We start from the raw sequence: 26,468 nt of genomic DNA, 5'->3' as shown, positions 1-26,468 counted from the left end.
CCACCGTAGTCTGGGCCGGACGGCCAGGGTGGTGCTGGACACCCACTTCCCGATGTCCCTGCACGCCGACCTCTGCGGGCCCGTCGGTCTCGACCTGGAGCGGGCCGAGGCCAGCCCGGTGACCGGAGCCGACGCCGCCGACGCCGCCGGCCGGCCGTCAATCGGCCTCGGGCCCGAACCGGCGCTTGTACGCCGACGGGGTGATGCCCGTCTCGCGGCGCATCAGCGCGCGCAGGTTGGCGGCGGTGCCGAGGCCGCTGCGCCGGGCGACGATCTCGAAGCGGTTCTCGCCCTGTTCGATCAGCCGGCATGCCAGGGTGAGCCGTTCCCCGGTGAGCCAGGTCAACGGGGTCGTTCCCAGCTGTGCCCGGAAGCGGCGGTGCAGGGTCGCCGGGCTGACGGCCGCGCGACCCGCCAGGTCCGACACCGTGAGGGGCGCGTCCAGCCTTTCCTGCGCCCAGGCCAGGACGGGTGCGAGGGATTCGTCCGGCAGGTCGGGCATCGGCCGCTCCACGAACTGCCGCTGTCCGCCGTCCCGGTGGGCCGCGAAGACCAGCCGCCGGCTCACGGAGTTGGCGACTTCCGCGCCGTGGTCGCGGCGGACCACGTGCAGCCCGAGGTCGAGTGCGGCCGCGCTCCCCGCGGCGGTGAGGATGTCGCCGTCGTCCACGAACAGCACGTCGGTTTCGAGGTGGACGGAAGGGAATCGGGCCCGGAAGGAGTCCGCCCACTGCCAGTGCGCGGTGGCCCGGCGCCCGTCGAGGACTCCGGCCTCGGCCAGGGTGAAGGCCCCGCTGCAGAAGCCGAGCAGGCGGGCGCCGCGTGCGTGCGCCCGTCGGACGGCCTCCAGCACCGCGTGGCGGCGGGGCACTTCGGGGTCGGGACGGTTGGGGACGATCAGGGTGTCCGCGCTATCGGCCGCTTCCAGTCCCGCGACTCCCGTGAGGGTGAAGAACCCGTCGCGCATCAGGGTGCGGGGCTCGGGGGAGCACAGCCTGAAGTCGTACAGGTCGCGCCCGATCTCCGGTCGGCGCAGGCCGAAGACCTCGGTCGCGCACCCGAGTTCGAAGGGGTTGGAGTTCTCGTCCACGATCACGACCACCCGGTGGACGCCCGTCGTGTGAGCGCGACGCGAGGGTTCGCGATGCGAGGGTTCGCGATGCGAGGATTCTTTCGCCATGTGCAATTCCTAGCACTCACGGCGCTCGGGCGGAGTGGCCCAGGATGGGCCCATGAGCAACCAGCCCATCCCCCTGCACACGGCCCTGGCCTCCTTCGACGCTCTGTGGAGCCCTCGCATCGTCACGCGCGTCAACGACTACGACGTCCGGATCGCCAAGGTCGAAGGCGAGCACGTCTGGCACGCCCACGACGCCACCGACGAGTTCTTCCTGGTCCTCGACGGAGAACTGCACATCGCCTTGCGTGAGCCCGACGGCGAGCGCACGGTCGTGCTGCCGCAGGGGGCGGTCTTCACCGTCCCCCGAGGTACGGAGCACAAGCCGTCCGCCCCGTCCGGCGCCGCGATCCTCATGTTCGAGCCGACCGGCACACCGACCGTGGGCGACCGCCACGACGAGATCCCCGCCCACGTGGACGCGACGACCGGACACACCCTCGAAACCTGAACTCCCGGGCGGTACCGATTGCGGGCCGCCCCCATGGGGAACTGCCAGCGCAGGCGCCGGATCACCCGCTCTCAGGATTCGCCGGATCCCGGACGGCTCGAAGGACTACCCTGCGAACGCGCCACGCTACGTACCGTAGCCGCACCAGAAGGAGTCCCATGCCCTCGACCTGTGACCCCCGATACGCCTCCGTCGGCGACGTGAGCGCCGCGCTCATGGTGATCGACTCCCGGCTCAAGGCCGTCCACGACGGCAAGGCCGGGACGGATGCCGAACAGGAGCGGATGATCGACCAGTTCGCCGCGTCCTTCGGCCCCGATGGGCTCAACGAGCTCCTCGACGGCACGTGCACCCTCATCTACCTGTTCATGAACTGGCTGCGGGGGAGCCTCGAGAACCACGACGAGGACATCGTCGAGTACACGGTGCCCACCCTGGTGGCCACGATGCGCATGATGCCCAGGACCTTCCGCCCCGAGGTCATCCCCACCATGGCCGGGCTGCTCCTCGCCGCGGGCACCGGCCTGAGCCCCAACCTGTGGCGCGCCCAGTACGGCCCGTGGACCGCTGCCGAGATGAACCCCCTCGAAGCCGTGACCGTCCTGCTCGCGGAGCACATCAACCGGATCTCCGGCAAGGACGACCACACCTTCGCCACCCAGCTGATCGCCGACGCCCTGTCCAAGCTGGACCAGGCCTGACGCGCAGCGCCTCGCGACCGGTGCGCCGCAGCGCGGTCAGCCGTGGCCGAGGCGGCGCTCGAGCTCGTCGAGGTCGTAGAAGTGGCTGCCCCGGCTGACGGGCCTGCAAGTGGGTTTGAAGGCGGTCTCCTGCTCGTTGTAGAGCATCCGGACGAGGTGGGTGGCCCGCCCGCCGTCGGAGGGCGCGTTCGCGTACAGGTCCCACTGGATGTTCGCGGCCATCGGCGCGACCCGGGCGCCGCGCCACGGGTTGTCCCGGTAGGAGTACGGCTCCCCGGGCCCGGCGGGACAGGTGCTGCCGGGCAGGCCCAGGAGGACGGCGAGGGGCTCGATCTCCTCGGCGTGGGTGAAGCGCAGGGCGGCGCCCTTGTCGCTGGAGCCGTCCGCCTTCGCCCCGGCCTGGGCGAGGAGGTCGTCGAGGAGGACGCCGGCCATCGTGTAGGTGATCGCGCGGCCGCGGAAGGCCGGGCCCTTCCGGTAGAACTCTTCGGCGTCGTCCAGATAGGCGAACCACCGGGCGTCGCGCGGGGTGAGGAACCGGGCGAGGTCGACGTCCGGCGCCTCGACGCTCAGGTCGGGCGCCGTGGCGTAGAGCTGGTACAGCGAGCGGGCGAAGGAGACCTGCGCGGCGGCCGGCAGCGCGGCTGTGAAGTCGGCGCGGAACAGGCACGCGACGACGTGGTGGGCCGCTTCGGCGGTGCGCGGGTCGGCGTCGATCCGCGCGAGGACCGCGGCCAGGTCCGGGTCGCCCGCCAAGTAGGCCTGGTAGTCGGCGTTCTGCGGCTGCCGGTGGAAGTACAGCAGGTCCTTGGCGGTGACCGGGGCCCCGATCAGGCCCGCCAGCGCCGGAGCACCGGAGGCCAGACCGCCGGCGAAGGCCTGGGCACTGGCCACGGCGCGTGCCACGCCCGACGTCTCGACGACGATGGGCTCGCGCTCGGCGGCGATCCTCTCGAACAGTGCCGGCAGGCGCTGCTCCATGCGCTGCGCGGTCCGGCGGTGCTCCTGCGCCCCGCACGCGGAGAGGTTGCCGTAGCCGAGGGCCGTGGCGGCATCGAGGAGTGAGCGCACCTGCGGGCCCAGTTCCGCGCCGAGACCGGAGAGGGCGCCCCGTTGCCCCGCCCTCCGCAGCAGGGCGAGCACCGCCTCGCCGTCCGTGCCGTCCGTCATGGCCCGGGAGCCGTGCCGGGCGACGTTCTCGGTGAACACCGGGCGGAAGCCCCTGGGCGGCTCCTGGTACCGGCCCGCCTTCTCCTGCGGCACGTACGGGGCCTTCGTGCCGTACAGGTCGCGGCCGGCGTACGGAGCACCGGTCCGGTCGAAGCCGCCGGCTCCCTCGGAACGAGTGGTGCGCACATCGCCATCCTCCACCCCGCCGGGCGCCCCGGCGCGCCCGGCCCCGTCGGACGGCATCCCGCGCCTGCGGGCGGGCGTCACGCCGTGGTTGGCGTTGCCGGCCTGTTCCCGGATCAGGTGGACGCGGTGCACGCCGCAGGTCCGCCTGGTGGACAAGGATGAGTGCGAGGCCGGACCGATCGGCTCGCCCTCGCGGTACATGCCGTACGCCGGCCGCCCTGTCACCGGTGATCGCCGGCTCGGTCGCCGCGCTCGGCACCTACCTGGTCTACCGCCTCACCCGCGATGTCGCCGAAGGCCCGCGCACGCGGGGCTTCAGGACCGGTCAGATCGGCTCGGCCTGCATGGTCTCGCTCGCCCACGGCACCAACGACGCGCAGAAGACCATGGGCGTCATCACCCTGGCCCTGATCGCCAACGGAACGCTGGGCGCCGGGGCGAAGTCCCCGACGTGGGTGATCGCCTCCTGCGCCACGGCCATCGCCCTGGGCACGTACGTCGGGGGCTGGCGGGTCATCAGGGCGCTGGGCAAGGGTCCGGTGGAGATCGAACCACCGCAGGGGATGGTCAGCGAGTCGGCCTCGGCCGCGGTCATCCTCTCCTCCACCGACTTCGGGTACTCGCTCTCCACCACCACGTCGCCACCGGGTCGATCCTCGGATCGGGGGTCGGCAGGACGGGCGCGGCGGTGCGGTGGAACATCGCCCACCGCATGGTGGCGGCCTGGCTGCTCACCCTCCCGGCCGCGGCACTGGTCGGGGCGCTGGCCTACTGGGTCGCCCACGGGATCGGCGGTACCGGCGGTGTCGTGGTCGTCTTCGCCGTTCTGGTGCTGGCCTCGGTCGCCTTCTTCATCGTCTCCCGCCACCCGGCCGTCACTCCGGAGAACGTCAACGCCGCGTGGACCGGCTCGGTCGTCCCGGAGCCTCCCGTCGACGAGGTGACCCGGTGAACTCCTGGATCGACCTGGACGCGCTGTGGAAGATCATCGTGGTGGGGCTGCTCGCCGGCGCCGGCCTGCCCGCGCTGTTCGCCATCGGTGTGCGCGCTCTCAGCCCGCCGGTCGGGGCCGACGAGGCCGGCGCGTCACGCCCCGCGTCCGGGGCGCTGGGCTACGCCGTCGCCGCGGTGTGCTTCGCGGTGGTCCTCGCCGCGATCGGCTGGGGGATCTTCGTCATCGTCGACCACAGCTGACCGCACGCGTCCGGTTCGCCACGGTGCGTGGTGTGGTCGGCACCGCCGACAGCTCCGGCCGGCACCGGACAGGTCGGCGCCCGCCCGGCCCCGCGCTCCCGCCCCCGGCGCGCATGGCACACCGGCCCGGGGCGGCACCGGGCTGAACCGGGACGGCCACTGGCGACTCTTGGTGGACCCCCGCGGCCTCCGGCCCCGGGGGTGCCCGGGCTCAGAGCTTGAACATCTCGCTGTACGGCGGGGTGATGCGCTCCTGCCGTGATCCGAAGTCGACGAGTACCGCGATGTCGCTGTCGTCTTCGACGGCGATGACCCGGCCGAGGCCGTGCCGGTCGTGGGTGACCCGGTCGCCGACGGCGAAGTGCTTGCGCGGTGCCTCCACCTTGGGCTTGAAGGGGCTGGTGGGCAGGGGGCGGCGGACTGCTGCAGATTTCGACATTGCCCCCAGTATGCGCCGGAAGGCGGAGCCTGGGCCCCTCCGGCGTATAACGAGTTCGAGTGGGACCGGAAAAATCGGGGCGGAGCGGACCGGACGTTCGGGTCGGGGTGGAACGCCGCGTACGCCGCCCGGTACGCCCCGGGGAGGCGCCGGTGGGGGTGGTGCGTCGCCTCCGGGGGGCTCGCGCGGGCGGGCGGGCGCTGCGGGCCTGCGGGAACTACCCGGGAGCCGGCGGCGCCTACGGGGTGCGTCTTGACGCTCAACTGGCTTGCCCTTCAGGCTTGTTGGCGATCCCGCTGACGCGGGGCCGGCACCCCGGGGGCGGCCCCCGCGAAACCAGGGATGAAATAGTCCGCCACGGCGGGCCGCGGCCTGCTAGAGTCGAATCAGTTGCAGTAGTGGTTCCCATGAACTTTGTGTGCGCCTGCTGATATTGCAGGCGCATTTTTCTTTCCCGGCTTTTGCCGGGTGGGTGCTCATCGCGGCGACTCGAGGTTCGCACTGTGCGTGCTTCGGACAGCCTCTGAAGGAGAATTTTTAATGGCTAATGGCACCGTGAAGTGGTTCAACTCGGAAAAGGGCTTCGGCTTCATCGAGCAGGAGGGTGGCGGCCCGGACGTCTTCGCCCACTACTCGAACATCAACGCCAATGGCTTCCGTGAGCTGCTCGAGGGCCAGAAGGTCGAGTTCGACGTCACGCAGGGCCAGAAGGGCCCGCAGGCGGAGAACATTCGTCCGCTGTAATTTTTCTGCCATGGCACCCGCCTAGCAGCGAGGGGCCCGCACCGCGCAATGCCCGGTGCGGGCCCCTCGGCATGGCGCCACGGCGCATTCCCCGGCCGCTCAGGCCACTCTGGCTTCGCCACCGGCGGCCATCCCCACGCGAGACGCACAGCGCCGCGTCCGGATCGGCGCCCTGCCGTGACATCTCACGGTTCGAGGTCCCTTGCTCCCGCCCTCCGCGGTGAGCGCCGACCGTAGGTGACGTGCCGCACGGTTCTGCCGTCCACGCTCCGACCGTCACATTTCCGGCCCGTTCCCTTGCGGTCTCCGCCGGCGCCCCGCGCCGCAGAGCCTTCCTCGTGACGTGCCGCCCCGAGGAAGGTTTCCCGCATGAATCGCTCCAGTCGCTCCCCGTACCGGAACGCCGACTCCCGCTCCGGCGCCGGCTCCCGCTTCTCCTCGGGCTCCCGCTCCGGCGGCAGCTCGTTCTACGGCGACCGGCCTTCCGGCGGCCGTCGCTCCTTCGGTCGCGGCACCCGTCAGGACTCTTCCCTGCAGGGCGAGTTCGAGATGCCGGTGAGCACCACCCCGGCACTGCCGGCCGTCGAGTCCTTCGAGGAACTGGACATGCCGAAGGCGCTGCTGTCGGTGCTGACCCGTCAGGGCGTCACCACGCCGTTCCCGATCCAGGCCGCGACGCTGCCGAACTCGCTGTCCGGCCGCGACGTCCTCGGACGGGGCCGGACCGGCTCCGGTAAGACCATCGCGTTCGGCCTCGCCGTACTGGCCCGCACCGCCGGGCAGAAGGCCGAGCCGCGCCGCCCGCTGGCCCTGGTGCTGGTCCCCACCCGCGAGCTCGCGCAGCAGGTCACCACCGCCCTCACCCCCTTCGCCCACGCGGTGCGCCTGCGGATGACGACCGTGGTCGGCGGGATGTCCATCGGACGCCAGGCACAGGCGCTGAACCGCGGGGCGGAGGTCGTGGTGGCCACCCCCGGTCGGCTCAAGGACCTGATCCAGCGCGGCGACTGCCAGCTGGACGGGGTCGGCATCACGGTGCTCGACGAGGCCGACCAGATGGCCGACATGGGCTTCCTGCCGCAGGTCACCGAGCTCCTCGAGCAGGTCGCCGAAGGCTGCCAGACGATGCTGTTCTCGGCCACCCTGGACCGCAACGTCGACCGCCTGGTGCGGCGCTTCCTCAAGGACCCGGTCACGCACTCGGTGGACCCGTCCGCGGGAGCGGTCAGCACCATGGAGCACCACGTGCTCCACGTGCAGAACTTCGACAAGAACGCCACCATCGCCCACATCGCGTCCCGCGACGGCCGGGTGATCATGTTCACCGACACCAAGGACGGCGCGGACCGCCTGGTGCACGACCTGCTCGCGAACGGGGTGAAGGCCGCGGCCCTGCACGGCGGCAAGTCCCAGCCCCAGCGCACCCGCACCCTGGAGCAGTTCCACAGCGGCCAGGTCACGGCTCTGATCGCGACCAACGTCGCCGCCCGGGGCATCCACGTCGACGGGCTCGACCTGGTCGTCAACCTGGACCCGCCGAGCGACCACAAGGACTACCTCCACCGGGGCGGCCGCACCGCCCGGGCGGGCGAGTCCGGCACCGTCGTCACCCTGGTGCTGCCCAACCAGCGCCGCGCGATGACCCGCATGATGACGACGGCCGCCATCACCCCCGTCACCACCAGGGTCAGCGCCGGCGACGAGGAGCTGGCCCGCATCACCGGCGCCCGCGTGCCCACCGGCATCCCCACCGTGATCGCCGACCCTGTCGTCGAGCGGCCGCGCCGCAGCGCGTCCGCGAGCCGCGGCCGCCGCGGCCGCCCCGCCCACACGAGCGGCGACACCCGGGCCGCCTCCGGCCGCGACAGCCAGGGCTCCGCCGGCCGCCGTCGGGCGCCCAGGCGCGTCTCCCCCACCGCGTAGCACCCGCCGGGCCCGGTTCGCAGGACGGACCGGGCCCGCGCAGCACGCGGGGGACCACGGGGCAGGGGGACCACGGGGCAGGGGGACCACGGGGGACTGCGGGGAACCACGGGGCACCGCAAGGCCGATGGCCGGCGGCCAGGAGAAGAGGCACCAGAGGTGTGGGGACCGCTCAGCGAGGATGTGCGTCGGAGCCTGGACCTGCTGTTGGCTGGGGACACCGAGGTGGCCCGGGCGTACCGGGCACAGCTACCCCACGTGCGGATGAGGCCCGGATGTACGTGCGGGTGTCCGACGGTGGATCTGCACGTGGACGAGGACGCCGTGGCGGCCGGGCCGGTGGCGGAGCAGAGTCCGGTCATTGCTGACGGAAGTATCCGGACCGTCGACGGTGGCTACCTCGGGGAGGCGATGGTCTTCGCGTTCGGTGGGTACCTTTCGACCCTCGAGGTCTGCGTCTGGGATGACCTGGGTGTCCTGGAGCTGCCGCTCTGGCGGCGGTTGAGCGTTTAGCGGCGGTGGCGTGTCATGGCCATCACCTGATCGTCCCGAGGTGTGTCACCGCATTGTGGATGCCGTCGTGACGTCGGATCCCGGTCGCGAGCCGGTCGGTGGCGTGGCGGTACCCCGGGTGGTGGAGGGATCGCTGCAGGAGCCCGGTGAGGCGGTCGGTAGTGAGGTGGCGCAGGGGGAGGGCGGCGGGTGCCGCGCCGAGGGCGGTCAGGCGCGCGGCCCAGTAGGGCTGGTCCAGCCCGACGGGGACGGGCAGGGTGAGGGTGCCCGCGTTGAGCGAGGCGTGGGTGGTTCCGGGGCCGGCGTGGTGGACGGCGGCGCGCACCCGGGGGAAGAGCCAGTCGTGCGGGCATTCGCCGATGGTGAGGACATCGTCCGTGTCTCCGTGAAGCCCTGCCCAGCCGGACTGGATGACGGCACGGATCCGCAGCCGCTTGGTGGCGCTGACGATGGTGCGGCTGAGGTGCTCGCTGTCGATCCGGCTCATGCTGCCGAAGCCGAAGTAGACGGGGGCCGGCCCGCTGTCGAGGAAGTCCTGGAGCCGGGCGTCGGGCTGCCAGCCGGGCGGGCGTGCCGCCGGCCAGTATCCGGTGGTGGCGTGCCCCGGGGGCAGGCGGAAGCCCCGCGGCAGGAGGGCGTCGCTGATCCCGTAGAGGACCGGCCGGTGGCGCAGGGTTCGCAGGACGCCCGTCGCCTGCCGTGGCGGGGTCCCGAGGCTGCCGGCCAGGTGGGTGAGGGCGGGCGCGTACATGGGGTGGAGCAGCGTCTTCACGGCGGTGTCGGCGACGGCGTGCTGCCTCCAGGGCAGGGCGGTCATCAGTCGCGGAAGGATCATGGCGTGCGAGACGGTGTAGACGCCGAGGCACGGCAGCCGCAGTGCGTCGGCGATGACCGCGCACAGGGGGTGCATCAGCGGGTGCGCCAGGAGGACGTCGGTCCCGTTGTCGGCGGCTTCCAGCAGTGTGCGTGCCGCCGTGGTGGCGATGTCCTGGCCGTTGCGCAGCCGTTCGCGCCACGGCTTGCGCTGGGCCGTCAGCGCTTCTTGACGGTCCAGCGGCATGGTGTGGACGGGCAGGCCGTGGTCGGCGAAGCGGGGCGCGTGGCGGCGGGAGGTGGCGACGGTGACGTGGTGGCCGGCGTCCCTGAGCCCGAGGGCCAGGCCGGTGTAGGGGGCGATGTCGCCGGTCGTGCCCCAGGTGGCGAGGAGGACGCGCGTCGCGCTGTCCGGTGCGGGGTTCAAGGTGGCTTGGTGCTTCCGGGAGGCGGGGCGGGCGGGACGGGGTAGGCGGGCGGGGCGGTAGGGCGGGTGGTCACAGGCGCAGGGTGGTGGTGCCCGGGGTGGTGAGCGGCTGCTGGTGGAGGAACCGGCCGATGAGGTCGGCGAAGTCACGGTCGCGTTCCATGTGGAGGAGGTGGTCGGCGTCCTCCATGACGGCGAAGGTCACGTCCGTGATGGTGCCGGCGACGGCGCGGTTGTCCGCGACGGTGGTGATGGTGTCGTGTTCGCCGACGCCGACCAGCGCGGGTGTGCGCCGGATTCCGCCGGGCGGGAGCAGGCCGTCGAGGAGGAGGTGGCCGCGGTCGCGGACGTAGCGGACGAGGGGGTCCTGCGCGGACGAGGTCAGCTGGTTGAGCAGGACCCGGGCGGCCGCGCGGATCATGAGGACGCGGCGACCGGCCCGGGGGTTCGTCAGGAGGCCGACCAGTTGTTCGGCGGCTTCCCGGTGGGAGGCGGGGGCCGCGAGGGTCCGGGGGTGGGCCGTCCGGCCGGCGCACGGGCCTTGCAGCGCCGCTTGGTCGCCGTGTCGGTCGACGTGTCGGTCGCGGTGGCCTTGGCGGGAGTCGGCTTCCCGGCGCAGGCCTTCGTGGATCAGGGCGGTGAGGCGGGCTCCGGGGCGCGGGGCGGCCCCGAAGATCATCAGGTGGGTGACGCGGGCCGGGTGGTCCTGGGCGAGTCGGTAGGCGATGGGGTAGCCGGAGGAGACGCCGAGGGTGGCGAAGCGCTCGATCCCGAGGTGGTCCGGGGCTCGGAGGGCGGCGTCGGTCAGGTCGTCCCAGCTGAGGTCGGGGTGGCGCCGTCCGTCCGGGCCGACGGCCCCACCGCCGGGCGGACCGGCGGACGGCAGGTCGGGGATGAGCAGGGGGTGGCGGTCGGCGAGGTGGCGTTCCAGGCGGGCCCATGAGTGACGGTCCTGAAGGCCGCCGCCGAGAACCAGCACCGGGACCGCGTGGTCGGCGGTGCAGGGGGTGACGAGCCGGCAGGGGTAGGTCGTGCCGCGCCACGCGATGGCATGGTCCTGCACGGTGACGGTGCGGGGCGGGGCTGTCATGCGGTGGCCCTCTGGTGGCGTTCGACGAAGTCGGCCAGCTCGGTGATGGTGGAGGTGGCGGACAGGTCGGATTCGGTGATGACCAGGCCGTGGTCCTCCTCCAGGACCATGGCGAGGATGGCGACGGCCATGGAGTCGACGCCCGCGTCGGCGAGGGTCGCCTCGGGGGTGACGGGCCCCGGAGGCAGGGCGGCCTTGTGGGTGAGGACGTGGATGACGGTGGTGAGCATGTCCTGCATGGGACCGGGCCCTTCCGGGTGGCGTGTCATGGTGGCCTGTCATGGGTGAAGAGTGAGGTTCTGGGGCCAGGTGGCGGTGGTGGCGGCCCAGGTCAGGCCGCTGCCGAAGGACACCAGGACGGTGCGCTGGTCCGGTTTCAGCGTGCCCTGCTCGGCCGCGTGGGCCAGCAGCAGGGGCACCGACGCGGCGGCGGTGTTGCCGACCGTCTCGATGTTGGTCGGCATCCGCTCGGCGGGGAGGCCGAGGTCGGCGGCGACCGCGTGGGTGATGGTGGCGTTCGCCTGGTGGGCGACGAGGACGTCGATGTCGTCCAGGGTCCATCCGGCGGCCGCGGTCGCCGCGCGGACCGCGTCGCTCATGCGGCGCACGGCCTGTTTCAGCACATGGCTTCCGCTCATGCGCAGGTAGAGCTCGCCGCCGGCGTCGAGGGGGAGGCGTTGCCGGGCACCGCCCGCGGGGATGGCGATGATGTCCGCCAAGGTGCCGTCGCTGCCCCACACCGTCGGGCCGAAGGTCGGTGACTCCCCCGGTCGGGCGGCGCGCAGGACGGCGGCTCCCGCACCGTCGCCGAACAGCGGTGCGGTGTTGAGGTCGTGGGGATCGACCATGGCCGAGGCGCTCTCCGCGCCGATGACGAGCACGCTGCGCGCGGTCGCCGAGCTGATCAGGCCCCGGGCGAGTTCGCATGCGTACAGGAATCCGGAGCAGCCGGCGTTGAGGTCGAACGCCGCGATGCCGGTCATGCCGAGCAGGCTCGCCACCTCGGGGGCGCCGGCGGGGCAGAGCCGGTCGGGTGTGGTGGTCGCGAGGATCAGCGCGTCGACCTCGGACGTGCCGGCCGAGTCGAGGGCACGGCGGCCCGCCTGCGCCGCGAGGTGGACGGTGGCGGTGCCCGGAGTGACCCGGCGGCGCTGGGCGATGCCGATGCGCCGGTGCACGAAGGCGGCCGTCTGCGGTGCCATGACCTGGCTGTTGTCCACTACCGTCGGCGGGAGCCAGCTGCCGAGTCCGCATAGCACGGTGTGCGTCAAGTCCCCTCCTGGAGAGCCTTCTTGGGCGGCCGGGGCCGCTGTCGTCACAAGCCGCCGGTCAGCCGGCCGTCGCCGCCACGCGCTCCTGCGGGGCGGGCAGCGGGGCCGCGTCTTCGAGTAGGTAGGGCAGCGCCGTGGTGGGACGGCCGGTGAAGTGGCGCATCACCAGATCCGACGCTTCCCACCGCCGTTCCATGAAGACCCAGTGGTCGGCCTCGGGGATGACGGCGAACCGGCAGTCGCCGATGGTGGCCGCGAAGTCGCGCTGCTCGGCGGCGGAGCTGATGGTGTCGTGCTCCCCGCAGAAGACGAGGGTGGAGACGCCGTCCAGCCTGCCCGTCGGGTCGAGGTTCTCCAGCACCGACCGCTCCATCGTGGCGAATCCGTGGGCCGTGCTGTTCACGGCCCGCAACGTCATCCGCCGCACCAGTCGGTGGACGATGTCCCGCTGACGGATGGGCGCCCGCCCCTGCGGGCACAGGAACATCTCCATGAGGACGTCCACCAGGCCCTCGGCGTCGTCGGCGGCCATCCGCTCCGCGCCGCGCCGCCACAGGGCGGTCAGTTCGTCGCTGATGCGCACGGGCACCCCTCCGAGTGCGAGCCTGACGACCCGGTCCGGGCGACGCTGTGCGCAGCGGTGGGCGACCGCGGCGCCGAAGGAGTAGCCGAGGAGGTTGACGCGGGCCACTCCGAGGTCGTCGAGCAGGGCCTCCACGACCTCGCACATCGTCTCCATCCCCTGCTCCGGGCGCAGCGGGGTCGAGTCGCCGGCACCGGGGAGGTCCACGGAGACCAGGTCGGCGAAGGGAAGGACGTGCTGCCGCAGGACGGACCAGCCGTTCATGCCTTGCAGCACGCCCCCGATCGCGAGGACCGGAGCGATCGACGGGTCGGCGGCCCGCAGTAACTGGTACGAGAACGACAGCCCTTCGTGGGTGAGCCTGCGGATGGTCACTTCGCTCATGGTTTCTCCAACCGGTGACGGACGCGAACCGGTGCAGGACACGGACCGGCAATGGACGCGAACCGGTGCTGGCCGCGAACCGGTGCTGGCCGCGACGGCCCTGCCCGAGCCGGTCAGCCGCGCGCGGCCATCCGCTCCGTGGCGGCTCCCGGGCCGGGGACCGCGGCCGTCCGCTCGGTCGCGGCTCCCGAGTCGGCGATCGCGGCTTCGACCAGGTCGGCGGTCTCCTGCAGCGTCAGGCTGCCGGTGGCGTGAGCGTCGTCCAGGTGGACGCCGTAGTGGTCGGAGAGGGTGACGAACAGTTCCACCTGGGCGATGGAGTCCAGGGCGAGGCAGGAGAAGCTGGCCTCGGGGGTCAGTTCCTGCTGCGGCACACCGAAGGCCTGCGCCAGGTAGGAGGTGATGAAGTCCAGCGGTCGCTGATCGAGCATGTCCATGGTTCTCTTCTCCTTCTGTGCCAGATTCTGTGTCGGATTCCGTGTCAGAACACCGGTTGGATGTCGGGCCAGGTCATCGCCACCGCGCCCCACACCGCGCCGCCCCCGAAGGCGGTCAGCAGCGTGCGGGCCCCGGCCCCGACGGCCTTCTCGCGCACCACGTCGTCCATGACGAGCGGGATCGAGGCGGAGGAGGTGTTTCCCACCTCGCGGATGTTCCCCAGCCGGCCGGGCGGGCGGATCCCGACGAGGTCGGCCACCTTGTCGAGGATGCGCTGGTTCGCCTGGTGCCCGATGAACGCCTCGACGTCCTCCGCTTCCCAGCCGACCGCCCCCAGCAGGGACCGGGACACCTCCGTCATGCGCCGCGTCGCATGCGCGAACATCTGCGGGCCCTGCATCCGCAGACACCGCGCGTCGTGCCCCGCTGCCTGCACCACTGCCTGCCCTGCATCCGGCCGGGCATCCGGTCCGGCATCCGGCCGGCGGGAGCCGCCGGCGGCGATCACCGCCAGATCCTTCTGCGTGCCGTCGCTGCCCAACTGCGTGGCCAGCACCGCACCGGCCTCGTCGGCGGTACCGCGACGCAGGACGACAGCCCCCGCCCCGTCGGCGAACACGACGGCCGTCCCCCGGTCCGACATGTCCGTGATCGTCGACAGGGTCTCCGCGCCGATCAGCAGCACGGTCTCCGCGGCGCCCGCCCTGATCCACGCGTCACCGGCCGCGACGGCGTAGACGAAACCCGAACAGGCCGCCGCGATGTCGAACGCCGGCACCGTACCGAGGCCCAGCTGCGCCGCGACCCACGGCGCCGTCGCCGGGGAATGGTGATCGGGGGTGGTCGTGGACACCACCACCAGGTCCACCCGCTCCACACCCGCGCTGCGCAGCGCCCGCTGACCGGCCCGCACCGCCAGGTCCCCCGTGCTCTCCCCCGGCTCGGCCCAACGGCGGGTCTCGATCCCGGTCCTCGACCGGATCCACTCGTCGCTGGTCTCCAGACGGGACAACGGCGCATCGGTGTTGCGGACGACCCGTGACGGCAGGTGCGATCCCGTCCCGATGACCACTGCGGCCGGGCAAGCTGACAACACGTCCCCCTGGATGAACGTCGCTACGGGTGGGAAACCTCAAGGCCTCAAGGAGTGTCCCGCCGACCGGGCCGGAGACACTCCCTATCAATCGGATTCGCCTCGGCGCTCACACAACCGGGGGCGCCGGATACTCCGTACGGCCGAACCCGGGTTGCGACCGGGCCCGCCTCGGCGGCAACAGCCCGTCGGCCGAGGAAACCAGGCAGGAGCTGCACAGCCAGGCAGTCGCTGCGCCCCCAGGCGGGCGCTGCGCAGCCAGACGGACCCCCGGTGTGGTGCAGCATGCCGCTGCGCCGGGCGCGGCGCCGGTGACCGGGTCCGGCTGGTGGTCATCGCCGACGAGACGGGACTGGTGACGGCTGCTCGGTGAGGTCGCTGCGACTACTTCCGCTGCATGGACAGGTAGCAGGGGTCCTGTTCCTCGGGCTCGCACAGCATGCTCGGGGACGAGGCCCCGTACACGTCCATCGTCTCGGAGCCGTTCAGGACGATGCTCTGCTCCTGGCCACGGCCCGCTGTCCCGGTGCGCGTCCAGTGCCCTGACAGGTAGACGGGCGGTCGTGTCTCCGAGATCCGGTAGGGGGCTTCGCCGATGAAATTGGTGCGGTACCGGCCGTCCGGTAGCAGCTCCAACACCCTGCCACCGACGCCGCTCCACGTCCCGACGAGGGCCTGGTCGGAGGGGTCGGGCGGCGCCCAGCGCTGATCGGCCTGGTAGCAGGCGAGGCCCCAGGTCGCCCCGGCGGCCAGGAGGGCGGACCCGGCGAGTACGGCGCCGCCGCGCTGCCACCGCGCCCGTCCGCGCGCCGTCACCGCGAAGCGGAAGGCGACGATCAGCGCCTGGAGCGGCCACAGGAACGCGAGCAGCATGCCCAGATCGCACCAGACCAGCCAGACGAGGGAGTTGGCCTTCCCGCGACCCGGCCGGACGGTCGGCCCGACGAGGCCGGCGACCGCCATGCCGACCGCCCAGGCCAGCGCGACATCGACGTACAGGTCGAACCCGGCGGCGTCCGCCGGCTGCGGGCCGCTCCAGTCGAACAGTGCCCGGACGGCGCACCAGAGAAGAACCCCGACGATCCCGAGGCACGCGAACGCCCGGCAGGCGAACAGCAACGTGCCGAGCGCTGTTCGCACCCAGATCGATCTCTTCACGCAATCCCCCTGGTCAGCGCGTTCCACCAGAAGGTAGCCCGGATCCACCCTGCCTGACCGAACGGGTCGTCCCTGGTACAGAACTGCGACAGCAGGCCGCTGTGTTCGGCCACTGTGTGCGGCCTCCGGAACTGGGACACGGTCTGCGATCGCCGGGTCGGAACGGCCATCGCTTCCGGGGGATTCGACCTCGGCGTCTGTGGTGGGGCCGGCGGGCTCGGGCCTGGCGGCGACGTCGTCGTCGGAAGCGCGACGGGCGCAGCAGTCGACGGCCGGCTCGGTGCCTGCGGGCCGCTGTGGCAGGTAGCGACGGCCGACCTCTCTTGCGAGGTGAATGGCGTTCACCTAGGGTGGTGAACGCCATTCACCTGCCAGGGAGTCCTGCCGTGCCCACTGATTCGCGTCCGTCGACGTCTCCGACCGCCGACCGTGGCGTCATGGCCGTTCTGGCAGCCGGCGGCATCGTCACCACGCTGGTGCAGACCGCGGTCGTGCCGCTGCTGCCGCAGCTGCCCCGGCTGACCGGCGCGGCGCCGGTCGATGTCGGGTGGGTGGTCACGCTCACGCTGCTGACCGGCGCGGTCGCCACCCCCCTGCTGGGGCGTGCCGGGGACATGTACGGCAAGCGACGGATGCTGCTGCTCGCGCTCGGGGCGCTCGCCGCCGGGTCGCTGGTGTGCGCGTTCGCCTCCACCCTCCCGTGGCTGTTGGTGGGGCGGGCGCTGCAGGGTGTGGGCGCGGCGGTGGTGCCACTGTCGATCAGTTTCCTGCGGGGTGTGCTGCCGCCGCAGCGGACGGGTTCCTCGGTGGCGCTGATGAGTTCGACGGTGGGCATCGGCGCGGCTCTCGGCCTGCCGCTGGCCGCGCTGCTGGTGCAGTACGCGGACTGGCACGCGATGTTCTGGGCCATGACCCTGCTCTCGACGGGAGTGCTCGCCCTGGCGTGGCGGCTGCTGCGGGAGGAGCCCGTCCGGTCACCGGGGCGCTTCGACCTGCTCGGGGCGTGCGGGCTGAGCGCGGGGCTGGTGTTTCTGCTGCTGGCGTTGTCGAAGGCGGGTGAGTGGGGCTGGGGCAGTCGGCGGATGCTGGGTCTGTCGGGGGCGGCGCTGCTGATCCTGACGGGCTGGACCGTCCAGCAGCGCCGCGCGTCGCGGCCACTGGTGGACGTGCGGCTCGCGACGCGTCCGGCGGTTCTGCTGCCGCACCTGGCCGCGTTGCTGGCCGGGTTCTCCTTCTACGCCAACTCCCTCGTCACCGCGCAACTGGTCCAGGCGCCCCGGGCCACCGGATACGGCCTGGGGCTCTCGGTGATGGCGGCGGGTGCATGTCTGCTGCCCAGCGGTGTGATCATGGTGCTGTGTGCTTCGCTGTCCGCCCGCCTGTCCGCCGCCCGCGGGGCCAAGGCCACCCTCACCCTGGGCACGGTGGTCATCGCGGCCGGCTATGGTCTGCGCTTCGCCGACAGCCGGGAGTTGTGGGCGGTCATCGCGGGCGCGGCCGTGGTCTCGGTCGGCACGGCGCTCGCCTACTCCGCCCTGCCCATGCTGATCATGCGGGCGGTGCCGCTGGAGCAGACCGCCGCGGCGAACGGCCTCAACGTCCTCATGCGCACCATCGGGCAGGCCCTGTGCAGTGCGGTGGTCGCCACCGTGCTGGCCCAGCACACCCGCCTGTTCGCCGACACGGCGGGCGTGGCCGTGGCGGCGCCGACCCTGTCCGGGTACCGCCTGGCGTTCGCCGCGGCAGGCGCGGTTGCGCTGCTGGCCTGCGCGGCCGCCTGCCTCATCCCGCGCCGTCCGCGCCCCGCGCCGTCCCCCCTCCAGGAGACTGAACAAGATGCCCGACCCGAGCTCCGCCTCCCCGCGCAGCGCCCGTCCGCGAACGACCTCCAAGAACCCGCCGGCACCGCCGCCGACGCCCGCCCCGGACCGGCCGGCACGACCGCGTGACGCCGACGCCCGCCGCGCGGACATCCTCGCCGCGGCCCGGCGCGCCTTCGCACGCCACGCCTATGCCGACACCACCATCGCCGCCATCGCCGACGACGCGGGCGTCAGCCCGGCGCTCGTGATGAAGTACTACGGCACCAAGGAACACCTGTTCACCCAGGTCTTCACCTTCGACGCCGACGCCACCGCCCTCTTCGACGCCCCCCTGGACCGCCTCGCCCGGCACATGGTCCTGCACCTGCTCGCCACCCAACGCGGCCAGACCCGCGACCCGATCCTGCGCATCGCCTTCTCCCGCCACCACCTGGAGCTCGGCGGCCAGGCACGAGCCAACTTCCGCACGCAGGTCATCGACGCCCTCGCCGCCCGCCTCCCCGGCCCGGACGCCCCGCTGCGAGCGGAGATGGCCATCGGCGTGCTGCTCGGCCTCGGCGCCCTCTACGCGACCGTCCAAGCCGACCGGCTCACCCGACTGGACCCCGACGACGTCGCCGACCTGTACGTCCCCCTCCTGCAACCCCTGCTCTGCGGCGAGACCCCGACGGGCCGCTGACCACCACGGGATCGGCCGGACCCCGCCGGGGGCGTGTCAGTGTGACCTTGCGTAAGTGCCGTGGGGTCACCGGCTGCTGACCGGTCCTCGAAGAACAGCGAGAACCGGTCAGCGGGCCGCCCTGCGGGTGCCGGTCCGTGCCGTGGCAGACTCGGCGGCATGACTTCCTCCCTGCCCGAGCCGGACCAGCAACTCTCCGACCCCAGCGAGCTGCTGCTGGACTATCTCGACTACTACCGGTCCGTGGTCGGCGCCAAGGTCGAGGGCATGTCCGACGCGGAACTGCGCGTCAGTCGGCTCCCTTCCGGGTGGACCCTGATCGAGTTGCTGAAGCACCTCGTGCACATGGAACAGCGCTGGCTGCGCTGGGGCTTCCGGGGCGAGCAGGTCGCGGCGCCCTGGGGCGACCGCGGGCCGGCGGACCGCTGGTACGTCGCGCCGGAGGAGACGGCCGCCGACCTGATGGCCGCGCTGCACTCGGGCGGCGAGTACACCCGGGCCGTCGTGTCGGGTACGCCGCTGTCCACCGTCGCCGCGGCCGGCGGCCGTTTCCCGGACGACGGCACCGCGCGGCCCACCCTGGGCTGGATCCTGTTCCATGTCCTGCAGGAGTACGCCCGTCACGCGGGCCACCTGGACATCGTCCGAGAACTCGCCGACGGCGTCACCGGCGAATAGCCACCGGCCTGCCGGGACCGGTCAAGATGTCGCCCGCGCCCTGGTAGGCGAATACCTCGATCGAGAACAACTCGTCGGGCTTGACGGCGAGTTGTCCCGAGCCCTGGGTGAATACGGTGCCGTGGTCGAGTCTGCCGGTGGTCGTCCGGTGGATGGCCACGGCGCCTAGAGTGGCCGCGGCAGCCAGGACCACGGCCTCCGTCAGCAGGACTCGGCGCCACCGCGTCCTCACGGGGTCGCCCATGAGAATCTCCCCCGATATCCCGTCATGCAGCCCGAAGATCGCCGGACAGCATAGCGGCCGTTCCGCCCCCTCCGGCCGACCAGAACCCCACTGCCCGCGCCGGGGGTGAGACCGGGCTGCTCCGAGTGGCGCCGACGGGTGGTGGACGTCCGTCCGCGAACGCAGGCTGGCCGTGCGGTGTCCGCCCGGACCGTGCGGCGGCGGGCGCGGCACCGCGGCGGCGTCCCGGACGGGGCGGCCGGGTACGTCGGAGAGACGGGATCTCATGGTTCAACAGGACACCGGTCCGGGTTGCCTGCCGTCCGTTCGCGGGATCGGCGGGTTCGTACGAAGGCGGACACGGTACCGGTGCGCAGGGCGCCGCTCCCGGGGCGCGCGCACGGGGGCGGCGCTGGTCGCCGCCGGTCTGGCCTTCCTGGGTGCGGTCGGGCCGACGCCGAGCAGTGCCCTGTCGGCGCCCGTCGGTGAGCCCTGGCCGGGAGCTCGGGCGCACTTCGTGTCCGGGCCCTGCCCGGAGACACCCGAGCCGGTCCCCGGGCGGTGCGGGTTGCTGGAGGTGCCGGAGAGCCGCACCCACCACCGTCACCACGGGCGGACGATCCGGCTGGCCGTGGCGATCATCCCGGCCACGTCGGCAACGCCGGCCCAGGACCCGGTGGTGTTCATGGAGGGGGGTCCCGGCGGCGACGCGTTCGGGAGCATCCCCTTCCTGATCGATGCCGGGGTGAACCGGGACCGCGATCTGATCGTCATGGCCCAGCGCGGGACGCTCCACGCGCAGCCGGCCCTCACCTGCCCGGAGATCGACCGGTTCTCCGTGGAAGCCGTCGCGCTGCGCTACGACGCCCCGTCGACCGGGCGGCGCCTGGTGGGCGCGGCGAAGGAGTGCCGGGACCGGCTGACGGCCGACGGCGTCGACCTCAGCGCCTACAACACCACCGAGAACGCCGCGGACTTCGCCGATCTGCGCAGGGCCCTGGGCATCGACCGGTGGAACGTCTACGGGTACTCCTACGGCACCGAGCTGGCCCTCACCTACCTGCGCCTCCACCCCGAGGGGATCCGCTCGGTGGCGATCGACTCGGTCGTGCCCCCGCAGATCGTGAGCCTGCCGTGGACCTGGGACAGCGCCCGGGAGGGGATCGGCGCGATCCTCGCGGCGTGCGCGGCCCAGCCCGACTGCGAGCGCCGCTACCCGAACCTCCCGGACACCCTGACGGAGCAGGTCCGGCGGCTGGAGGCGCACCCCCTGAAACTGACGGCCCAGCCGCCGAGCGGGGGCGACCCGGTGGAGGTCGTCCTCGACGGCGGCGCGATGGTGAACCTGCTGGTCGCCAACACCGTCAAGGCCGTCGACGCCCCCGCCGCGCTCGACGAACTCGCCCGCGGCAACCCGGAGCGGTTCGCGCGGGCCCGCGCCGCCGACGCGGTGGGCGCCATCGGCGAGTTCGGCCACGGCCTGACGCAGTCGGTGGCCTGCAGCGAGTGGGTCCCGCGCTTTTCGGAGTCCGACCTGCTGGAGGCCGGGCGCCAGGCCTTCCCCGGGTGGCCGGACCGGGTGCTGGCCCAGGCACCGCAGCTTCCCTTCGAACACCACCTGTGCCGCGCCTGGGACGTCCCGGACCGCACCGCGATCCAGCGGGTGGCCACCGTCAGCGACGTGCCGACGCTCGTCGTCTCCGGAACCTTCGACTCGAAGACCGGCGCGAGCTGGGGGCCGTTCACGGCTCGGACGCTGTCCCGCTCGACCACCGTACGGATCCCCGGCATCGGCCACTGGGTGGTCCCCCAATCGCCCTGCGCGCAGAGCGTCCTGGCCTCCTTCCTCACGCATCCGACCGCGCCCGACACCGGCTGCGTGGCCGGGCTCTCCCCCAAACCGTTCACCATCACCCCGGACCCGGAGACCGCATGATGTCCATCCGCCCACCTCACCACCGGCGCACCGCGCGACGGCTCCTGGCCACGCTGGCCGGCGCCACGGCCGGCGTCCTCGTCACCGGCCTCGCCGTCGTGCCCGCCCAGGCCGACACCGGCGCCACGGAGCGCCTCGGCACGGTGGCCCGGACGGTGGGCCACGCCCACTTCCAGCCGGGCCCCTGCCCACGGACGGCGGACCCGGCTCCCCCGGTCAAGCGGCCCCGCTGCGGAACGCTCACGGTGCCCGAGAACCGCTCCCGGCACGACGGGCGGACGATCACCCTCGCCGTCGAGATCGTGCCCGCGGCCACGAAGAGACCGGCGCCCGACCCGATCGTGTGGCTCGCCGGCGGGCCCGGCGACGACGCGGTCTCCGAGATCCAGCTGGCGCTCAACGGCAACCTGAACCGCGACCGGGACGTGATCTTCATGTCCCAGCGGGGAACCTACTCCGCCGACCCGCAGCTCACCTGCCCGAACATCGACGAGTTCAACGCGCGCGCCCTCAACCTCGTCTACGGCGCGCCGTCCACCGGGCGCCTGCACGTCGAGGCGACACAGGCCTGCCGCGACGAACTGGTGGGCCGCGGGGCCGACCTCAGCGCCTACAACGGCACCGAGAGCGCCGCCGACTACGCCGACCTGCGCGAAGCGCTGTGCATCGACCAGTGGAACGTGTTCGGCATCTCCTACGGCACCGACCTGGCCCTGCTCTACATGCGCCTGCACCCGGAAGGCATCCGGTCGGTCGGCATCGACGGCGTCCTGCCGCCGTCCCTGGCGGGCGGGGCCGTCACCTGGAAAGCCGCCCGGGAGGGCACCGACGGCCTGTTCAAGGCCTGCGAGCAACAGGCCGCCTGCAACGACCGCTACCCGGGCCTGAAGGCCACCTTCGAGCGCCTCGTCGGCGAACTCGAAGCGCAGCCGGTCACCACCACCGTCACCGTCCCGGGCCAACCCGGCCCGGTGGAGGTCGTGCTGGACGGCGGAGTCCTGGTGAACTGGCTGGTCTCCGCCACCCACGTGGCGGCCGGAGTGCCCCGCTCCATCGACGAGCTGGCCCACGGCAACCCGCAGCGGATCGCCGAACAGTGGGCCGGGGGCAAGCTCAGCCCGCAGGCCATCGGCAGGACCTCCCACGGGCTCGCGTACGGCATCTTCTGCAGCGAGTGGACGCCGTTCGAGAGCCAGGCCGAGTTGATCGAGGGCGGGCGGCGCGAGTTCCCGTCGTTCCCCGAATCGGTGCTGGCCAACGCGCCGCTGCTCGCCTTCCTCCACGCGGACTGCCGCGCCTGGGACGTTCCCGCGGCACCGGCCTCGATCCGGGACGTGACGCACAGTGACATTCCGTCGCTCGTCCTGTCCGGCGGGTTCGACGCCCAGACCGCACCGAGCAGCGGGCCGTACGCCGCAAGCACGCTGAGCCGGTCCACCGAGGTCACGGTCCCCTACGTCGCCCACGTGGTCTTCGCCGACTCGCCGTGCGCACAGTCGATCACCCGTTCGTTCTTCGACACCCCGACCGCCCCCGACACGGGATGCCTCGCAGGCCTCCAGCCGCCCGCGTTCGAGATCGGGGCGTAGTCGGGGCGTCATCGGGGCGTCGGGGCAGCCCGACCCATCGATCCCGCCGTTCGGGCGGGCGGCGCGGACCTGCTGTGGCAGGTCCGCGCCGACGCCGTCCTGCCCCCGGTCAGGCCCGGTCAGGTTCGGTCAGGCCCGGGAGGGGCCCGCTCCTGCCCCGGTGGTCGTGATGGCCGCGGCGATCTCGTCGAGGTCGGCCGGGGTGAGGTTGACGTGGGCTGCCCCGATCCAGCCGTCGACCTGGGCGGGGGTGCGGGCACCCACGATGGCGCCGGTGATGCCGGGCCAGGCCAGGGCCCAGGCGACGGCGGTCTCGGCGACGGTGACGTCGTGGCGCTCGGCGATCGGGCGCAGCGCGTCGGCGAGCCGGAGGTTCGCGGTGAGTCCGGTGGTGAAGTCCGCGTGCGCGGAGCGCCAGTCGTCGGCGGGCAGGTTCGCGGCGCGCCCGGCGGTGAACGCGCCGGTCAGGAGCCCGGATTGGAGCGGGGAGTAGGCGATGACGCCGGCGCCGTGGGTTTCGGCCCAGGCGATGTCGAGGGCGGCGGTGCGGTTGATCGCGGAGAACGGCGGCTGGATGGCGTCCACGTGCGCGATGCCTTCGGCGGCGTCGAGTTCCGCGACGGCGTGATTGGACAGGCCGATCGCGCGGACCTTGCCCTCGGCTTTCAGGTCGGCCATGGTCTGCCAGTACTCGGCCAACGGCGTCGCGTTCGGGGACACCGCCCCCGTGCCGTGGCCGGTGTACTCGAGGGACTCGCCGGTGTCGGGGTAGTGCACCTGGTACAGGTCGATCCGCTCGACGCCCAGGCGGCGCAGGGAGTCCTCGACCTCGCGGCGTACGCTGGCGGCCTTCATGATCCGGCGCGGGGACGCGGTGGGGTCGGCCGGGTCCCAGACCAGCCCGGCCTTGGTGAACACGAAGGGCCGGTCCGCTTCGGGGAGATCGGCGATGGCCTTGCCGACGAGCTCCTCGGAGTGCCCGAGGCCGTAGACCGCGGCGGTGTCGATCCAGTTGACTCCCCGCTTCAGGGCGTGGCGGATCGCGGCGACGGACTCGGCGTCGTCGCTCGCGCCCCAGCCGAACGCCCAGCCGGAGCCGGACACCGCCCACGACCCGAAGCCGAGCCGGGTGATGTCCATGTCCGTGGTGCCCAGGCGTCGGGTGGGCAGGCTGTCATGCGTCATGCCGGTGTGCTCCTCGGTCCTTTTGGTCCTTGCATTCGGTGTTCTGCTCGTGGTCCTCGCCGCTGCTGCTGCGGCTGCTGCTGCTGCCGAACGGGAACGTGCCTGGTCGGACGTCACGTCAGATCGCGCAGCGGGACGCGGACGACGGAGTAGGGCAGGTGCGGATCGGTGACGGCCCACTGGAAGTTGACGGCGAGGATCGCGTCGCCGTCGAAGGCCCCGGTGGAGGGCCGGTCGAGCAGTGGGTTCGTCGCGCGCCGTTCGAGGGTGCCGGAGGCGTACCCGGCGTCGAGCCGGACGACGTCGACGATGCTGTGGTTGTCGCCGATGTGGTCGACGCTGCTGAGCGCGTACAGCGTGTGCCCGCGCATCAACAGGCCGTCGCCGGTGACGCCCGCGCCACCGAGGTCGATCCTGCGGATGTCCTTGGTGCGGCGGTCGATGCGGTACAGGGCGCTGTCGTTGTCATGCGCGACGATGACGTACCGCTGGTCCGGCGTGACCACGATGCCGTTGAGGTTGAAGCCGTCGCGGAAGACGATCGGGGTGCCGGCGAACTCCTCGAGCACCGGCAGCCGGGAGGTGGCCGGGGCGTGACCGCCGAGTTGGTCGGCGGCGATCCGGTACAGGCGCGGCTGCACCGAGTCGGTGACGTAGACGTCGCCGTCGTCGGCGACGGTCAGATCGTTGAGGAAGCCCGCGGTCGGGCCGGCGTCGGAGGTCAGGCCGGTGTCGAAGGTGTGCAGCATCTTGCGGGTGTGCGTGTCGTACACCCACACCTTCCCGGTGGAGCCGCCCGCGATGATCAGGCGTCCGTGCGCGTCGACCTTCATCCCGACCGCGGTGGCACGCCCGTCGGCGCCCGGCGCCAGGAACGGCTCGACGGCCCCGGTGCGCAGGTCGCCCCGGTAGACGGCACCGTCACCGGTGCTCCCGGTGTAGAAGTACGGCTGGTACGGGTCCCGGGCGATCCCCTCCGGACCCGCGTCGGTTCCCGGGATGGCCCACACCGTCGGGCGATGGGCGGCAGGGGGACGCCAATCCTCCGGTGCCTCCGGTGCCGCCGCGGCGAGGGGCGCGGCGGCCGTGGCGACAGCGCCGATGACGGTGGCGAGGGCGAAGGCGCGGAGCATGGTGCGAGATGTACGCATGGTGTGCTTTCGGTTCGTCGGAGTGCTGCGGACCGACGCTTACGCTCGCACTCCCGGATCCGCCGGGGGAAAGGCCGAATGCGCAATGCGGTGATGCACGGATCGCATCACCACGTGCCGCACGTCCGGGAGATACTCGCCCTCATGACCACGGCGAACGCGGACCAGGAACGACCGCCGGGGAGGCTGGTACAGCTCCCCCAGGCACCCGACGCGATCGAACTGCGTCATCTGCGGGCGTTCGTCGCGGTCGCCACCGAACTGCACTTCGGCCGGGCCGCCGCACAGCTGTACGTGTCGCAGCCCGCACTGAGCCGGCAGATCCGCTCACTCGAACGACTCGTCGGCTGCGATCTGCTGCGCCGTTCCACCCACCAGGTGGAGCTCACCCTGGCCGGAGCGGCGCTGCTCGACCGCGCCCGCCGGGTCCTCGACGATGTCGACGAGGCGGTCTCGGCAACCAGGCGGATCGGCGGTGAACTCGCCGCCCGCATGGCCCAGTACTGGGAGCCGGTCGGTGACGCGACGGACCGGGAGCTGCTGGCGCTGCGCACCGCGTACGAGGCGCTGCACGCACAGTTCGCGCCGCCGCCCGAGGTGACCGTGCGGCCCGTCAACGCCGACGGCGTCCCGTCCCTCCTGCTGACGCCGCCGAACGAGGCGAGCGCCACGGTTCTGTTCCTGCACGGCGGCGCGTACGTCAGCGGATCCGCCTTCGGCTACCGGCCGTTGGCCGGTGCCCTCGCCACCGAGTGCCAGGTCGGCATCCTGCTGCCCGACTACCGTCTTGCGCCCGAGCATCCGTATCCGGCGGCGGTCGAGGACGCGCTGAGTGCCTATCTCTGGCTCGTGGACAGCGGGACTACGCCAGGGGAGGTCACCGTTGTCGGGGACTCCGCCGGCGCGCACCTGACCCTGTCCGTCCTCCTCACCCTCAGGCAGCGGCAACTGCCGCTGCCCGGCCGCGTGGTGCTGCTCTGCCCGGGCGTCGACCTCGCAGGCCGCGTCCTGGACGACGAACCGCAGGAACCCCAGCCGGCGGCCCTGACGGCGGAAGCGCTGCGGCGACGATTCATCACCGACTACCTTGCCGGCCACCCGACGGACGATCCCGTCGTCCGCCCGCTGACGGCCGACCTGAGCGGCCTGCCGCCGATGCTCGTCCAGGCGGGCACCGGCGACCCCCTTCTCGCGGACGCGCGCCAACTGGTGGACCGTGCACGCGAAGACGGTGTCGATGTCCGCCTGGAGCTGTACCCGGTGGCCACCCATGACTTCCACATCTTCTGGTCGTTCCTGCCCGAAGCCGCCGACGCCCTCCACCACGCGGGCCGCTTCATCCGGAACACCACCCACAGGCTCTCCCGCCCGACGGCGACCGGGACGACTCCCGCCAGCTGAACTCGGCGCCCGAGCACGCATCGACGAGCCGTGCCGAGCAAGCGGGGC

General features: G+C 72.6%; 26 protein-coding genes and 1 pseudogene. 13 read left to right on the top strand and 14 right to left on the bottom strand.

The genetic code is table 11. The annotated features are described in order from the left end of the window. Positions 1-157: 157 nt before the first annotated feature. Entirely contained in the window at positions 158-1,180 is a 1,023-nt protein-coding gene (locus ACZ52R_RS22805; protein ID WP_465753983.1) for a GlxA family transcriptional regulator, read from the bottom strand. 52 nt (positions 1,181-1,232) lie between these two features. On the opposite strand from ACZ52R_RS22805, the gene ACZ52R_RS22800 reads away from it, so the two are divergent. Continuing rightward, positions 1,233-1,628 carry a cupin domain-containing protein gene (locus ACZ52R_RS22800; protein ID WP_465753982.1) on the top strand — a complete coding sequence of 132 codons (396 nt, stop codon included), beginning with the start codon at positions 1,233-1,235 and terminating at the stop codon, positions 1,626-1,628. Positions 1,629-1,786: 158 nt separating this feature from the next. Then, positions 1,787-2,329: a hypothetical protein gene (locus tag ACZ52R_RS22795; RefSeq protein ID WP_465624967.1), complete on the top strand. Its 543-nt coding sequence runs from the start codon at positions 1,787-1,789 to the stop codon at positions 2,327-2,329. 36 nt (positions 2,330-2,365) lie between these two features. On the opposite strand, the gene ACZ52R_RS22790 is transcribed toward ACZ52R_RS22795, so the two are convergent. Next, on the bottom strand, positions 2,366-3,685 hold the full coding sequence (locus tag ACZ52R_RS22790) for a histidine-type phosphatase (RefSeq protein ID WP_465753981.1): 1,320 nt from the start codon (positions 3,683-3,685) through the stop codon (positions 2,366-2,368). 158 nt (positions 3,686-3,843) lie between these two features. Here ACZ52R_RS22790 and ACZ52R_RS22785 point away from each other — a divergent pair. Then, a pseudogene (locus ACZ52R_RS22785) lies at positions 3,844-4,637 on the top strand (inorganic phosphate transporter). After that, complete coding sequence (locus ACZ52R_RS22780) at positions 4,634-4,879, top strand: hypothetical protein (RefSeq protein ID WP_465624963.1); 246 nt, start codon at positions 4,634-4,636, stop codon at positions 4,877-4,879. The pseudogene ACZ52R_RS22785 and the gene ACZ52R_RS22780 overlap by 4 nt, the downstream one beginning before the upstream one ends. Positions 4,880-5,090: 211 nt before the next feature. On the opposite strand, the gene ACZ52R_RS22775 is transcribed toward ACZ52R_RS22780, so the two are convergent. Then, positions 5,091-5,318, bottom strand: coding sequence for a hypothetical protein (locus ACZ52R_RS22775; protein ID WP_360504834.1), 228 nt, complete (start codon positions 5,316-5,318; stop codon positions 5,091-5,093). 540 nt (positions 5,319-5,858) lie between these two features. Here ACZ52R_RS22775 and ACZ52R_RS22770 point away from each other — a divergent pair. The 3 genes from ACZ52R_RS22770 to ACZ52R_RS22760 all read left to right on the top strand — a co-directional run bounded on the left by ACZ52R_RS22770 (position 5,859) and on the right by ACZ52R_RS22760 (position 8,498). Continuing rightward, positions 5,859-6,062: a cold-shock protein gene (locus ACZ52R_RS22770; protein ID WP_045694210.1), complete on the top strand. Its 204-nt coding sequence runs from the start codon at positions 5,859-5,861 to the stop codon at positions 6,060-6,062. 369 nt (positions 6,063-6,431) lie between these two features. Further along, complete coding sequence (locus ACZ52R_RS22765) at positions 6,432-7,985, top strand: DEAD/DEAH box helicase (protein ID WP_360504836.1); 1,554 nt, start codon at positions 6,432-6,434, stop codon at positions 7,983-7,985. Positions 7,986-8,294: 309 nt separating this feature from the next. After that, positions 8,295-8,498: a hypothetical protein gene (locus ACZ52R_RS22760; RefSeq protein WP_360504838.1), complete on the top strand. Its 204-nt coding sequence runs from the start codon at positions 8,295-8,297 to the stop codon at positions 8,496-8,498. 22 nt (positions 8,499-8,520) lie between these two features. On the opposite strand, the gene ACZ52R_RS22755 is transcribed toward ACZ52R_RS22760, so the two are convergent. The 8 genes from ACZ52R_RS22755 to ACZ52R_RS22720 form a co-directional block, all read right to left on the bottom strand. Next, positions 8,521-9,738 carry a glycosyltransferase gene (locus ACZ52R_RS22755; protein ID WP_465624958.1) on the bottom strand — a complete coding sequence of 406 codons (1,218 nt, stop codon included), beginning with the start codon at positions 9,736-9,738 and terminating at the stop codon, positions 8,521-8,523. A gap of 70 nt (positions 9,739-9,808) precedes the next feature. Beyond that, a complete protein-coding gene (locus ACZ52R_RS22750) occupies positions 9,809-10,828 on the bottom strand; it encodes an alpha/beta fold hydrolase (RefSeq protein ID WP_465753980.1) in 1,020 nt (339 codons plus the stop codon). Then, the gene (locus tag ACZ52R_RS22745; protein WP_465624955.1) at positions 10,825-11,058 is read right to left on the bottom strand and encodes an acyl carrier protein; all 234 of its coding nucleotides are present in this window, start codon (positions 11,056-11,058) and stop codon (positions 10,825-10,827) included. The genes ACZ52R_RS22750 and ACZ52R_RS22745 overlap by 4 nt, the downstream gene beginning before the upstream one ends. A 48-nt stretch (positions 11,059-11,106) precedes the next feature. Further along, entirely contained in the window at positions 11,107-12,099 is a 993-nt protein-coding gene (locus ACZ52R_RS22740; protein WP_465624954.1) for a beta-ketoacyl-ACP synthase 3, read from the bottom strand. Positions 12,100-12,157: 58 nt separating this feature from the next. After that, a complete protein-coding gene (locus ACZ52R_RS22735) occupies positions 12,158-13,066 on the bottom strand; it encodes an alpha/beta fold hydrolase (RefSeq protein WP_465624952.1) in 909 nt (302 codons plus the stop codon). Positions 13,067-13,179: 113 nt separating this feature from the next. Continuing rightward, complete coding sequence (locus ACZ52R_RS22730; protein ID WP_360504850.1) at positions 13,180-13,503, bottom strand: acyl carrier protein; 324 nt, start codon at positions 13,501-13,503, stop codon at positions 13,180-13,182. Between the two features lie 44 nt (positions 13,504-13,547). After that, the gene (locus ACZ52R_RS22725) at positions 13,548-14,576 is read right to left on the bottom strand and encodes a beta-ketoacyl-ACP synthase III (protein ID WP_465625063.1); all 1,029 of its coding nucleotides are present in this window, start codon (positions 14,574-14,576) and stop codon (positions 13,548-13,550) included. Positions 14,577-14,981: 405 nt separating this feature from the next. Further along, the gene (locus ACZ52R_RS22720) at positions 14,982-15,755 is read right to left on the bottom strand and encodes a hypothetical protein (RefSeq protein WP_465624950.1); all 774 of its coding nucleotides are present in this window, start codon (positions 15,753-15,755) and stop codon (positions 14,982-14,984) included. Between the two features lie 437 nt (positions 15,756-16,192). On the opposite strand from ACZ52R_RS22720, the gene ACZ52R_RS22715 reads away from it, so the two are divergent. From ACZ52R_RS22715 to ACZ52R_RS22705, 3 genes are all read left to right on the top strand, one after another. After that, positions 16,193-17,704 (top strand): MFS transporter, encoded by a 1,512-nt coding sequence (locus tag ACZ52R_RS22715; protein WP_465662942.1) that lies wholly within the window; start codon positions 16,193-16,195, stop codon positions 17,702-17,704. Next, the gene (locus tag ACZ52R_RS22710) at positions 17,592-18,257 is read left to right on the top strand and encodes a TetR/AcrR family transcriptional regulator (RefSeq protein ID WP_465624946.1); all 666 of its coding nucleotides are present in this window, start codon (positions 17,592-17,594) and stop codon (positions 18,255-18,257) included. Before ACZ52R_RS22715 ends, ACZ52R_RS22710 begins: the two co-directional genes overlap by 113 nt. Positions 18,258-18,416: 159 nt before the next feature. Next, positions 18,417-18,935: a DinB family protein gene (locus tag ACZ52R_RS22705; protein ID WP_465624944.1), complete on the top strand. Its 519-nt coding sequence runs from the start codon at positions 18,417-18,419 to the stop codon at positions 18,933-18,935. Here the strand turns inward: ACZ52R_RS22705 and ACZ52R_RS22700 are convergent. Further along, the gene (locus ACZ52R_RS22700; protein WP_465624942.1) at positions 18,922-19,095 is read right to left on the bottom strand and encodes a hypothetical protein; all 174 of its coding nucleotides are present in this window, start codon (positions 19,093-19,095) and stop codon (positions 18,922-18,924) included. The genes ACZ52R_RS22705 and ACZ52R_RS22700 overlap by 14 nt on opposite strands. 640 nt (positions 19,096-19,735) lie before the next feature. Here ACZ52R_RS22700 and ACZ52R_RS22695 point away from each other — a divergent pair. Further along, positions 19,736-21,094, top strand: a complete 1,359-nt coding sequence (locus tag ACZ52R_RS22695) for an alpha/beta fold hydrolase (protein WP_465624940.1) — start codon at positions 19,736-19,738, stop codon at positions 21,092-21,094. Next, on the top strand, positions 21,091-22,683 hold the full coding sequence (locus ACZ52R_RS22690) for an alpha/beta fold hydrolase (protein WP_465624938.1): 1,593 nt from the start codon (positions 21,091-21,093) through the stop codon (positions 22,681-22,683). The genes ACZ52R_RS22695 and ACZ52R_RS22690 overlap by 4 nt, the downstream gene beginning before the upstream one ends. 129 nt (positions 22,684-22,812) lie before the next feature. On the opposite strand, the gene ACZ52R_RS22685 is transcribed toward ACZ52R_RS22690, so the two are convergent. Then, the gene (locus ACZ52R_RS22685; RefSeq protein WP_465624070.1) at positions 22,813-23,868 is read right to left on the bottom strand and encodes an aldo/keto reductase; all 1,056 of its coding nucleotides are present in this window, start codon (positions 23,866-23,868) and stop codon (positions 22,813-22,815) included. A 113-nt stretch (positions 23,869-23,981) separates the two neighbouring features. Further along, a complete protein-coding gene (locus ACZ52R_RS22680) occupies positions 23,982-25,019 on the bottom strand; it encodes an SMP-30/gluconolactonase/LRE family protein (protein WP_465624072.1) in 1,038 nt (345 codons plus the stop codon). 144 nt (positions 25,020-25,163) lie between these two features. Between ACZ52R_RS22680 and ACZ52R_RS22675 the strand changes: the two genes are divergently transcribed. Further along, entirely contained in the window at positions 25,164-26,420 is a 1,257-nt protein-coding gene (locus ACZ52R_RS22675) for an alpha/beta hydrolase fold domain-containing protein (RefSeq protein WP_465624073.1), read from the top strand. The last annotated feature ends 48 nt before the right edge of the window (positions 26,421-26,468 follow it).

The sequence above is a fragment of the Kitasatospora sp. NPDC034023 genome, from assembly GCF_055575795.1.
The sequence above is the reverse complement of the archived record's forward strand: the minus strand, read 5'-3'. Positions and strand labels throughout refer to the sequence as shown.